The 14043-nt window shown below is 46.3% G+C and carries 2 protein-coding genes; both read left to right on the top strand.

Annotated features, from left to right (window positions below; all coding sequences use genetic code 11):
* Positions 1-7: 7 nt before the first annotated feature.
* Entirely contained in the window at positions 8-3841 is a 3834-nt protein-coding gene (locus NSS78_RS02035; protein WP_212046358.1) for a non-ribosomal peptide synthetase, read from the top strand.
* Between the two features lie 63 nt (positions 3842-3904).
* Positions 3905-14035: a non-ribosomal peptide synthetase gene (locus NSS78_RS02040; RefSeq protein WP_327840407.1), complete on the top strand. Its 10131-nt coding sequence runs from the start codon at positions 3905-3907 to the stop codon at positions 14033-14035.
* Positions 14036-14043 lie beyond the last annotated feature (8 nt).

The following is a 14043-nucleotide window of genomic DNA, read 5'->3' on the forward strand; positions in this document are numbered from 1 at the left end:
GAAATAGATGAGTTCATTTAAAAGGGATCAAGTTCAAGACATGTATTATCTGTCACCGATGCAAGAAGGCATGCTGTTTCATACCCTCCATCACCAAGAAAAGGGCTTTTATGTAGAGCAAATGGATATGAACGTAAAGGGCACACTGCGTCATGACTTACTTGAGAAAAGCATGAACGTCATCGTGGAGCGGTACGATATTTTTCGTACCGTATTTCTCCACGAAAAAGTGAAGCGCCCTGTCCAAGTTGTGCTGAAGAAACGTCCTTTTACGCTTGATGTGGTGGACATGCAGAATCTTTCTGAAGACGAACAGCTTGTACGTCTTGAGACATTTAAACAACAGGATCGCCTGAGAGGATTTGACCTTTCGAAGGATGCTCTCATGCGGGCAACAGTTTTCCAAACGGGCCCTGCCAGCTATCGCTGGATATGGAGCTATCATCATATCCTTCTTGATGGCTGGTGCTTTGGGCTTGTGGTGCAGGAGTTATTTGCGATTTATCATGCCCTTTTACATGACATCCCTTACAAACTGGAACCGGTTAAACCGTACAAAGAATATATTCAATGGCTTGAAAAACAAGATAAAAAAGCATCACTTCAATATTGGCAGCAATCATTAGCCGGGTTTGATGGACAATCTACCTTTAAAGAACAGAGAAAGCAAACGAATGAACATGAATTAGGCGAATTGGAATGGTCGATGAGCAAGGGAGAAACAGCTGCTTTATCAGAGTTAGCGTTCCAGCAAAATGCAACGTTAAGCAGTGTGCTGCAATCGGTCTGGTCAATTCTGCTGAGCAGATATCAGCGTTCAAATGATGTGCTGTTTGGCACGGTTGTGTCGGGGCGTCCGGCAGATTTGGCTGGTGTTGACAGAATGGTTGGCTTGTTCATCAATGTCATCCCAAGAAGAATTCAGCTGACAGATGACATGACATTCCATTCTCTTCTGTCAGAAACGCAGCAGCAGTCCCTTGCAGCCGAGCCGCATCAATATATTCCGATTTATGATATTCAGGCAAAGACAGGGCATCAGCCACTCATTGATCATATTGTCGTGTTTGAAAATGTCCCAGCCGCAAAGAAGGACGAGCAAGAGGCGCGGTTAGGATTTACTGTGGAAAACATGAATGTGTATGAAAAATCGAACTATGATCTCAATTTGCTGGCATCACCAGGAGAACAATTGCAATTGAAGCTGGCCTTTAACAAAAAAGCATTTGATCCTCAATTTGTTCAACGGTTAAAGGAGCAGCTGAGTTTATTGATGAGCGAGGCGATCAAGCATCCTGATCAATCGGTTCATACACTTACACTTGTCACGAAACAGGAAAAGCAGCTGATTCTTGAGGAATGGAATGCGCCCGAGCTTGAGCATGACCAGCTATATTTGTCGAAATGGTTTGAGCATAATGTCCGCAAACAGCCGAATGCGGTCGCATTATCAGCAGGTGAGCACACGATGACATATGCGGAGCTGAATGAACAAGCTAACCGATTGGCAAGACATTTGCAAAAAAATGGGGTCACGCATCAAACGGTCATCGCCATTTTAGCGGGCCGCACGCCTGAACTGATTGTCAGTCTACTTGCTGTCTTAAAAGCAGGTGCAATCTATGTGCCAATTGATCCCGATTATCCAGAAAGCCGCATTCAATACATGCTTAAAGACAGCGGGGCAACGCATCTACTGACTCACTCATCCTTTATCGGTCAAGTGAAGGGACTTGCGTTTGATGGAAAGTATCTGTTTGCAGATGATCAAGAAATTTCACTGATGAGCTCAGAGAATCTGCCGCTTGAAGCAGGCTTACACGATACGGCTTACATCATGTATACGTCTGGTACAACAGGTCAGCCAAAAGGCATCATGACGACCCATTCCAATATTGCCCGGGTGGTCAAAAATACAAACTACTTAACCATTTCAGAAACAGATACACTGCTGTCATTATCCAACAGCGTATTTGATGGCTTTACATTTGATGTGTATGGCGCACTTTTAAACGGAGCGAAGCTTGTCTTGCCGAACAAAGAGACCATTTTAAACATGGGCGAGCTGACGGGATTGATTAAAAGGGAAAACATTTCTGTCATGTTTGTTCCAACGGCATTATTTAATCTCCTTGTTGATGAAGAAACCGACTGGATGCGTAGTGTGCGCAAGGTGCTATTCGGAGGAGAGCGAGCATCGGTACAGCATGTGAGGAAAGCCTTTGCTGTCATGGGGAAAGGCAGACTCATCAATGTCTACGGCCCAACCGAATCAACAGTATTCGCCACTTATTATCCAGTCGATAAGGCTCTGCCGATGGAATCGCGTTCGATTCCAATCGGAAAGCCGCTCAACCAGACGGGTGCTTATATATTGAGTCAGCACAGGCAGCTTCAGCCGATTGGTATGGTCGGAGAGCTTTGTCTGAGTGGTAAAGGGCTTGCGAAGGGGTATTTGAATCGTCCTGATCTGACAAAACAAGCCTTTATCGCGCATCCATTTGCTGCGGGAGAAAGGCTGTATCGTACAGGAGACTTGGCTTATTTTCGAACGGACGGTTTGATTGAGTATGCAGGCAGAGTGGATGAGCAGGTGAAAATTCGCGGTCACCGAATTGAGCTGACAGAAATTGAAGCCCACCTTCTCATGCATCCAGGTGTAAAACAAGCGGCTCTTATAGCTGATCAGCATAACACGCAGCATACAAGGCTGCTCGCCTATATGACGTGTGAGGAGGAGTGGAAGGATAAACTGGATGTGATCAAATCAGGGTTGAAGGAAAAACTTCCGGCTTACATGCAGCCTCATGACCTGATCAGACTTGAGAAAATACCACTTACGCCAAATGGAAAGGTTGATAAACGTCAGCTGCCAAAGCCAGCGTTGCCTCAAGGAAACCGTCATGTGAAGCTTCCGGTAAATGAGGTAGAACAAAAGCTACTTGTGATGTGGCGGGAAGTGCTTGAACGAGAAGATATCAGCACAGATGACCATTTCTTTGAGCTTGGCGGGCATTCATTAAAAGCGATGTCGCTTTTATCCAAGATGTCAAAGGAATTCGATGTTCAGATGCCTATTCATTTGCTGTTTGAGGCGCCTACCATTGAAGCAATCAGCCGTTATATTCAACAGCAGGATCAGGAAGCCGCCGGCTATCTTGTATTCAATGAATCTCAAACGCCAACAGTCTTTGCTCTACCGCCATTACCAGGCTATGGCTTTATCTATCAGGAAGCCGCAAAAACGCTCGATGGTGTTCGTTTGATCGCCTTTGACTTTATTGAAGCTGATCACCGAATCACGCAATACGTTCAACATATCCAGCACCTTCAGCCTGAAGGACCGCTGACTTTGATGGGTTACTCTGGCGGGTGTTACCTAGCCTTTGAGCTTGTTCAATCGCTCGAACAAGCAGGGCGGACCGTCGAAAAAGTCATCATGATCGATTCCTATAAGAAAATAGGAGAAAGTGATTTAGAAGGACGATCCATTGATGACGATATTGCAGCGATCGTCCATCAGTCGAAGCAAAGTGAACTTGCCCAAGCGGAGCTCATTCAAGACGCGCTTGCTCAAAAAACGAGGGCTTACTATGAAACTTTTGTTAAGGGGGTGAACCAAGGAGAGATACAAGCAAACATTGACTTTATCCAATCCGAAGAGCACATTGCGATACCAGAATGGATGGAACATTGGGAAACTGCAACGACCGGCGCTTATCGACAATTTCAAGGCTATGGTCAGCACGCCGACATGTTCAAAAACAAAGAATGTGCCGCCCGAAATGCACAGCTAATTAAAGAAATAGTCCATCATAAAAATAGAGAAACAGTCTTGTAAACTTTAGATGAGGCAGGGGTGCACACTGGCAGCCCTGCCTGACAAAAAAGGGAAGGAACTCATATGAAACCATCAACCATTAACCAATCGAATGTACATGAATCAATGGATACGATTTTACAAGATGTACAGAAAACCATTTTACAAACCAACGAAATCGAACGCTTCGCTGTTTTTTCTCGTGAAAAAACCATTCGACCACGGCCATATCACCTCTCTCATTTATTTCTAGACCAACACATGGAGCAGGAGGCCGCAGCTGAATGGATACAAACGCAAATGGCTTCACCTGCTTTAGCGGACATGCCCCCAGCCATTTCCTATGGAGGGGATATAGATGTTCGTGCAGGAGCACAAACCTTGCAGGACGCTCTAACTGAGGCAGCCAAAACAACAAATGGGCTGACTTATATCATCAACAGTGAAAACGAGCTCACGCAATCCTACGCGCAGTTAAAGGAGGATGCCGAGCGGGTGTTGACGGGTTTAAGGGCACTAGGGCTTGAGCCAGGAGATCCTGTGTTCTTTCAATTTTCATCGAATCATGCGATGGTCACGGCTTTTTGGGCATGTGTGTTAGGCGGATTTGTCCCAACACTTGTGTCGGCAGCCCCGACCTATCGGGAAATGAATGCCTCAGTGAAGAAGCTTCATCACGCTTGGGACCTGCTGGAGCATCCGCTCATTCTCACGGATGACTCGCTGATTGATGAGGTGCAAGGCTTGGCTTTACTGTGGCATACAGATCAATTACGTGTGGCATCCGTTGAACCAATGCTTACTTTAGAAAGAGATCTAGAAGCACACCCAGTCACGCCCGATGATTCCGTCTTTTTTATCTTAACGTCTGGAAGTACGGGGATGCCCAAATGCGTAGAGCATTCTCATAGAAGTGTGCTGGCGAATGTCAAAGGAACAGTGGCAGCCAATGGGTTTACACAAGAGGATGTCTCGTTAGACTGGATGCCATTAGATCATATTGGCGGCATTGTCATGTTCCATCTTGTCAATGTGTACACAGGCTGTGAGCAAATTCGAGCAAGAACAGATGACTTCATCGCTCAGCCGCTGCGCTGGCTTGACTGGATGGACCGTTATCGTGCAACGAAGACATGGGCACCTAACTTCGCATTTGCGATGATCAATGATTATGAGAAAGAAATCTCTTCGGGATCGTGGGATCTTTCTGCTATGACTTGTATGATCAATGGGGCAGAAGCGGTCGTACCGAAGACGATTCACCGGTTTTTACACCTGCTCGCTCCGCACGGCTTAAAAGGAGACGTCATCAGACCAGCTTTCGGCATGTCAGAAATCTCATCAGCCGTGGTCTTCTCTTTTGCGATTGAGCGGGGAGATGAAAACAGCGGGGTACTGACCTTTGAGGAAACATCGCTGACAGAGCAGCTAAGACCAGCAGAGGCACGCGAAACTGGAACCGTCAGCTTTACAGAGCTCGGGAAACCGATTCCGGGTATCACGATTCGTATCGTTAACCATGAGCATGAGCTTCTTCCCGAAGATCATATTGGCAGCGTGCAAATCAAAGGGCCGACGACAATGAAGGGCTATTACAAGAATGACGAAGCGAATCAAGAGGTTTTTCAAACAGAGGGCTGGTTCCACACGGGTGATTTAGGTTTTCTGCATGAAGGAAGACTGACATTAACCGGTAGAGAAAAAGACATGATCATCATCAACGGGAAAAATTATCACAACTATGAAATTGAAGCCATGGCAGAGGAAGTACCCGGCGTAGAAACAAGCTTTGTGGCAGCTTGCTCCGTGCGGATGGAGGCATCTGCATCCGATGAACTGATTCTCTTTTTTACACCGAAGCTGTATGAGCCTGCTTATATCATGAGGGCTAGCCAGCACATTAAAACCCATATTGCGACAAAAATGGGTCTTTATGCATCAAGGATTATTCCTGTCCAGAAGCATGCCTTTCCGAAAACAAGCTCTGGAAAAATAGAAAGGGCACAGCTCAAGACAAGGTGGCAGGAAGGTGAATTTGACGAAATCATCAAGGAACTGGACATCAGACTTGAAAATGAACATACCTTGCCTGATTGGAGTTATCAAAAGAAGTGGACACCCGCTCCGCTTCATGAAACGGAAAAGCAAACAGAAGGGGACATGGTGATCTTTGCAGATGAGTTAGGGCTGGCAGATCAATTGAAATTCCTCTCAAACCATGAACAAACCTATATCACGGTTGAACCGGGTCAAGCATTCACACAACTCACACCCACTCACTTCATCATCCACCCGAATCGGCCGTCAGACTACGAACAACTCTTTGAGACGCTCCGTTCGTATGGCGTTTCGGTGAAACAAATCATTCACCTTTGGAACTACACAAACAAGAAAGACACACTTCAAGCGGCAATGGCGAAGGAAGCGCAGAAAGCTGGCAGCATGAGTGCATTGTATGTAACAAAAGCGATCGCCGCCTATGAGGAACCTGTAGAGATGACCTTTGTCTCCGCTCATGCGATGAATTTGCCAGAAGACAAAGTACATCATGTGGAAAAAGCAACAACAGTGGGATTGATGACAGCTGTTCAGCATGAATGGCCGTTTATCAAGGTGCGATGTCTTGATTTTTCTCTCACAGAATCGGTTGGTCATTCTCATGTATCGGCGATCATGACAGAGCTCATCCATGGCACAAGTCAGCATGTCGCTGCTTATCGCGAAGGTGTTCGTTATATTCCTCTTATAGCGCCGCTTCATCTGGAAAGGGAACAAAAGAGGAAAAAACCGCCATTTGAATCATCGGGGCTTTACGTGATGACAGGCGGGCTTGGCGGAATAGGACGGATGCTAAGTGAACATCTTCTAACATCCTATCACGCGCATCTTGTGCTGCTTGGAAGAAAGGCACGAGAGGCTTTAAGTGCGGAGCAGCAAGACGTATTGACCTCACTTGAGAAACAAGCGGAAAAACGCGGCGGCACTGTTCATTATGAAGAAGTGGACTTGACGGATGCAAAAGCCCTTGAAGCCCTTATCTCGAGACAAGAGGTGGCTCATGGAAAAAGGCTGCATGGTGTGATTCATTTCGCTGGCATCATTCAAGAAGAGCTGCTTGCGGACATGTCGTCTGCGTCCTTACATGCGATGTACGAAGCAAAGGTATATGGCACGATTGCGCTTCATGAAGCGGCTTCTAAACGTCAGAATGTCTTATTTCTTTCTAGCTCATCAGCTCGAACGTTAAAGGGCGGGATGACCGTAGGCGCTTATTGCGCTGCCAATGAGTTCGTTGAACAATTTGCTCATTATCAGAGGCTGACATCTACCGTGAAGCCTTACTGCTTTAGCTTTAGCATGTGGGATGAGATCGGCATGAGCGAGGGTTCGATGATCAAAGGCATGTTAAAAGAAAGAGGCTATCTTCCGATTCCGAAGCGGGCGGGCTTGCAGACGATGCTGGCATGTTTGATGACAGATGCACCTCTCATTTATATGGGATTAGATCGGTCGAAGCAGGACATTCAAGAGATGCTCCATGCGAAGAGCCGAACAGAGAAAGCCGTGTATGTCTTTTTCAAAACCGACAAAACAAAAGCCATTGAAGAACGGCTGTATCAGTCCATTTATACGTCTTTGCAGTCTCATCTATCTGGTGAATATTCCGTCCATCTATTTCCTGAGGAATATTGGAAAGAATCAGAGGATGGCATGCCGGATGAACCGTATTTTAAAGCACTCATTGAGGAAAGTGGCCAGGAAGCCGAGGACAGAGCGCCTCAAACGGAGACGGAGAAACTTTTGGCAAGCATTTGGTCCGAACTGCTTGATGTCTCAAATATCAGCTGTGGTGATCATTTCTTTCTACTCGGGGGTCATTCACTCAAGGCGACGCAAATGCTGTCTGCGGTGAGACAAAAAATGGGGTTTGATGTGCCTCTCGCTGTTCTTTTTGAGCATACGAGACTTGGGGAATTAGCGGCATGGATCGATTCGCATGCAAAAGTGGATGAAGCGGTACAGGTGCGGAAAATGGCAAAGGGTCAGAAGATTCCGATGTCCTATGCCCAGCAAAGACAGTGGTTTCTCTATCAATTACAGCCTGATCTGCCATTTTACAATAATACAATTTCCTTTCGGGTGACTGGATCTTTAGATGTGAAGGTACTTCAGCGCAGTCTCCAGCAAATGGTGCAAAGGCATGAGGCGCTTAGAACTTCCTTTACCATGAGCGGCGATGAACCGGTGCAGATCATCCATGAGCATATGACCCTTCCAGAGCTTGAAGTGGTGGATCTATCAGATCTGACGTCACAGGAAGAAAAAGAACAAAAAGTGGCTGAGTGGGCAAAAAGAGAGGCAAGCACAGCTTTCCGCTTAGAGGATGATCCGCTCTTTCGGGTAAAAATGATTCGCCTGTCGGAAACAGATCATTTGCTGCTGATGTCCATTCACCACATTGTGTCAGATGGCTGGTCGGTTGGGATTGCCGCAAGAGAGCTGTCTGAATGGTATACAGCGATGATTGACAAGAGAGAGCCTGATCTTTCGCCGCTGCCAATACAATATGCGGATTACGCCCTATGGCAGAAGGAGTATTTGACTGGAGAGACGCTGCAAAAGCAGGTTTCCTATTGGAAGGAGCAATTTGCGGTCCCTGTAGAAGATTTGGTTTTGCCGTATGACTATCCGCGGCCAGCCGTTCAATCCTACAAGGGAAAAACGAAAAAATACCACCTGTCGAAGTCGCTGTCTGAGCAGCTGGCAGCTCTTTCTAAAAAAACAGACAGCACCCTTTATATGACGCTACTGACCGCCTTTTCTACCTTGCTGCACCGTTTGTCTTCACAGGATGAGTTTGTGATTGGATCAGTCATTGCTGGGAGAAATCGGACGGAGATGGAGCAGCTCATCGGATTTTTCGTCAATACGCTGGCACTTCGGATCGATCATAGCGGGAATCCTGCTTTCACTGACCTATTAGAACGGGTGAAAGAAACAACAATGGGCGCTTATGCGCATCAGGATGTGCCGTTTGAGATGGTCGTAGATGAGCTGAATATTGTACGTGAGGCTGGCAAACAGCCGCTGTTTCAGGTCATGTTCGTTTTGCAAAATCTGCCTCTTGAGGCTTCTCCGATGGGGGAGGCGACATCTGTTTTAGCCATTGAAGATAACGATACCGCCAAATTCGATCTATCCCTGTTTGTTTTTGAAGGAGCGGAGGGTCTTCAACTAAAACTGGAGTATGATGTGGACTTATTTTCTGAAGATACGATGGACCGGTTCCTTCGGTACTACGAGCAGCTGCTTGAGCGTATTTGTGAAAATCCAGCACAGCCGATTAGACAAATGAATTACCTGCCAGAAAAAGAGAAGCATCAGCTGCTCTATGAATGGAGCGGCAAAACAGATCAGCCTGCAGGCCCGCTTCTCATCACTGAACGGTTTGAAGCGCAGGTGAGAAAGTCACCCGATGCCATCGCTCTCGAATTCGGGGAAGAGCAGTGGACGTATCGTGTGTTACAAGAGAAAGTCGACCGGCTTGCGGCTTCTCTGCAGCAGCGAGGTGTGACGCCGCATGAACCAGTAGGGCTGCTTATCGACAGGTCGCCTGAAATGATTCTTGGGGTGCTGGCGATTGTGAAAGCAGGAGGCGCCTATGTGCCAATTGATCCTGAATATCCAGATGCCCGCATTGATTATATGCTGAGGGATACAGGTATTCAGCTGTTACTGACAAAAAATAAATGGCTGAAAAAGGTGTCCATCAGTCAAACCGAACTCATTTGTCTTGATGAAGGATATGAAGAATTTTTATCAGAAGCAGAACTCATACCTGCTGCCTTAAAACCTGATGGACTCGCTTATATCAATTACACCTCAGGATCAACTGGACAGCCAAAAGGGGTATTGATCCCGCATCAAGCAGTCATCCGGCTTGTCTGTGAAACAGATTATGTCACCCTTGATGAACATACACGTATTTTACAAATTGCCAGCTTCTCCTTTGATGCCTTTACGTATGAAATATGGGGAGCCCTGCTAAACGGGGGAAGACTGATCCTGACCGATCGAAATACGATTTTATCAATGGATACACTGGCTGATACACTGACATCATACAAGATCACAACAGGATTTCTGACGGTGCCGCTGTTCAACCGATTGACAGAGGAACATCCAGAAGCTTTATCTGGATTCGATGCATTATTGGTCGGTGGTGATGCGCTCTCAGCTGCTCATATCCGCAAGGCACTGCCGTATTTACCGGAAGGGCTTTTAAACGGCTATGGACCAACTGAGAATACGACGTTCTCCTGTGTGCATCACATTCGTTCATTAGACGAAGGGCAGACGACCGTTCCTATCGGTCAGCCAATTGCTTATTCACAAGCCTATGTATTAGACGACCAGCTGCAGCCGGTTCCGCAGGGTGTCATTGGAGAAATCTACGTTGGCGGAACAGGGCTGGCACTCGGCTACCTTGGAGATGAAGAAAAAACATCGCAATCATTTATCCCGCATCCTTTCCATAAAGGAGAGCGTTTATATAAAACAGGTGATATGGGCCGCTGGCTCCCAAATGGCATCATCGACTGCCTTGGAAGAATGGATCATCAAGTGAAAATACGCGGACATCGCGTCGAATGCGGAGAAATTGAAGCCGCTATGCTGAGTGTTGAAGACATCGTAGAATGTGCGGTTATTCCGCATCAGCACGAGAGTGGTCATAAGCGCCTGATCGGTTACTTTGTCCAAAAAGGTGCATCGACTCAGCAAGACCTTCGCCGCAAGTTAAAAGATAGACTGCCAGATTATATGGTACCGAGCCTATTCATAGAGCTCGAGGAACTGCCGCTCACGCCAAACGGCAAGGTAGATCAAAAGCATCTCCCGCCGCCAGTGTGGAGACAGGAAGAAGCAGACAAACCAGCAGATCAGGCACTCAGTGAGGAAGAACGAGTGCTGGAAAAGGTGTGGACTCAGCTTCTTGGCACTCCTTCAATCGGTGTTCATGATAACTACTTTGAGCTTGGCGGAGATTCTATTATTGTCATACAAATGGTGGCACGCCTAGCACAGGAAGGCTACATCATACAGCCGAGAGATGTATTTGAAAAACAGACCATTTCACAGCTGGCACGCGCTATGAAAAAAGCAGATGTATCTGTGTCCTATGATCAATCACCTGTTACAGGAAATGTTCGTCTGCTTCCAATCCAATCTTGGTTCCTTGAACAATCGATGACAAACCAAGATTATTGGAATCTATCAGCGCATATTGAATTCAAGCAATCGATACAACCCGAGCAGTTAACACAAGTTCTTTCAAAGCTTGTCGATCATCACGATATGCTGAGAGCCATTTATACAAAAGCAGCAGACGGTACATGGATTCAAACCATTCGTGCGCCTGGCATTATCCCTTGTTTCACTTTCTTTGATTTGACGGATGTTTCTCACGAGGAAGCACTAGAGCAAATTCGCTTGGAGACAAGCGCTTGTCAAGGAACATTGTCATTAGAGCGGGGAGAAGTGATCAAAGCCATTCTTTTTCAGACAAGTGATCGTACGTCTGAACTCTTTATCGCAGCCCACCATCTTGTGATGGATGGAATATCGTGGCGCATCATACAGGAAGATGTATTAAATGGGTTAAAGCAGGTTGCGGCAGGGCAGGAGATCACGCTTGCAAAGAAAACCGCTTCCTATCAGCAGTGGGCAGAGGCACTCTATGAATATGCACAAACCGATCAATTACAAGAGCAGGTTCCTTTTTGGGAAAAGATCATGAATCAAGAGGAAGAAGGTTCTCCTTTTCAACCACCTGCGCTTTTCAATATAGAAGAACATGCAGAGATCCTGACTATTCAATTGACGAAGGATCAAACAGACATTTTACTAAGGCACGCATCACAAGCGTACCGAACAGAGGTCAACGATTTACTCCTGTCAGCACTTGCGCAAGCTGTTGGAAAGCCACTACTGATTACGTTAGAAGGACACGGACGCGAGGATTTATTTGAACAGATGGATTTGTCACGGACAGTCGGCTGGTTTACAAGCTCTTATCCTATTTTTATTCCTTTTATTCAAACCGATGTTGAGAGACAAATTAAAGATGTCAAAGAAACCTTAAGAGCTGTGCCGCAAAAGGGGATCGGCTATGGCTTACTTCAATACATGACCGCATCACGTTTACTTAAAACGGCAGCGCCGCAGGTGAGCTTTAATTACCTTGGACAATTAGATCAAATAGATGGTGAGGCAAATCTGTATATAGCAGATGAACGAAATGGACATGTACATGACCCAAAAGCAGAAAGACAGCATTTGATCGATGTGTACGGATACGTTGTCAGTGGTCAGCTTCAGATGAATTTTATGATCAATCGTGAACTGCTTCAGGAGGAAGAGGTGCGTCAGTTACCTGAACGATTTAAAGAAAAAATGGAGGGCATTTTGACGCATTGTGTAGAGGCAAAAGGCGGCTTTACGCCATCTGATTTTCCAATGGTCCAGCTGACGCAAAAGCAAATAGATGAGCTTCCAGACAATGTGGTAGATGTGTATCCATTATCTCCGATGCAGCAAGGGATGCTGTTTCATGCACTGTTAGATCAAGCATCACAGGCGTATTTTGGTCAGGTGCATATGACACTCGAAGGCTTAACGGACGGCGAAGCCTATGAAAAAGCATGGAATCTGCTTGTGGAACGTCATTCGATTTTACGGACAAGATTTGCTTGGGAGGGGCTAAAGGAGCCTGTCCAATTGATTCAATCAGAAGGAAGCATTCACCTCACTCAGCACGATGTGCGCCACCTGAGTGAAATGGATCAGAAGAAAACTATTGAGCGTTATTTACAATCCGATCGTTCAAAGGATTTTGATTTGGAAAATACGGCTGAACCGCTCATTCGTATCGCTTTGTTCCATCGTGACGAGAAAACTTGCACGTTTGTTTTTAGCTTTCATCATATTTTAATTGATGGCTGGAGCCTGTTCGGCTTGATTGAGGAATCCTTTTCAATGTATCGCTCGCTTGTGGATGAACGAGAGATGAACCTTCCTGCTGTGCGTCCATACAAAGATTTTATTGAGTGGCTGCAAAAGCAGGATCAAGAGAAGGCACAAGAGTTCTGGAAACATTATATGTCAGGAGTAGAGGAAGCCACACCACTTCCAGGAGACGGAGAGCAAGCCTCGGATGAAGGAGCAGGTATTGATCAAATTAGTATCAAACTGACGCCTGAAATGCAGCAGAAGCTGGAGAAAATGACAGGGACACAGAAGGTCACGATGAGCACACTGATTCAGGCGGCATGGGGTCTGCTCTTGCACCTTCATTCAGGCTCAGAGGATGTCATGTTCGGTGTCACAGTATCTGGCCGGCCGGCGGACTTACCAGAGGTTGAAAGCATGACAGGGCTCTTTATTAACACCTTGCCGCTTCGTTTGCCGATCACACCAGACAGGACCATTGCCGAACTGCTTACGCAGACGCAGGAAACGGTTTTTCACATGCGAGAATTCGAGTATACCGTACTCCCAGATATTCAGCAGATGACCCAAATTTCGAATGGAGAATCATTGTTTAACAGCATTGTCGTGTTTGAAAACTACCCGATTGAATCTGTAGAGCCGTATGGTGTACGGATCTTAGACATAGCTAGTCATGAAGAAACCAACTATGACCTGACCCTTGTGGCTGTCCCGGGAGATACGCTGGAGCTTCGGGTCACATACCGCTTCAATCAATATAAAGAAAAACAAATACAATCGCTGATGCAGCAGCTGGTCCATACACTTGAAGCCATGACAGAACAAGTGGAGACACCACTCTCTTCCTTCACGATCGTGACAAATAAAGAAAAAGAGCGGATGATCACCGATTGGGCGAAAAATGCACAAGTCAGCGTGCTGTACCCAGATCAAGAAGAGGTCTATTCAGTTATTCATGATCCTTCGTGTGAGACGGAAATCTATGTTCTGAGCGAAGAGCATCAGCTCATGCCGGTAGGATTTCCTGGAGATATTTTTATCGGTGCAAAGGATATCAAGGCACTTTGCGGAGAGCTTGCCGATTGGATGGAGACGCATAAAATTCCGCATCCATTCAAACATCAAACAGGCGAATACCTCTATCCGACAGGGGATGTCGGCGTTTGGACTGAAAAAAACAAGATTCAGATTTTGGATTGGGTGTAGGAGGAGAA

The sequence above is a fragment of the Bacillus sp. FSL W8-0920 genome (assembly GCF_038593215.1).
In the GTDB taxonomy this organism is placed as follows: Bacteria; Bacillota; Bacilli; order Bacillales; family Bacillaceae; genus Bacillus; species Bacillus pumilus.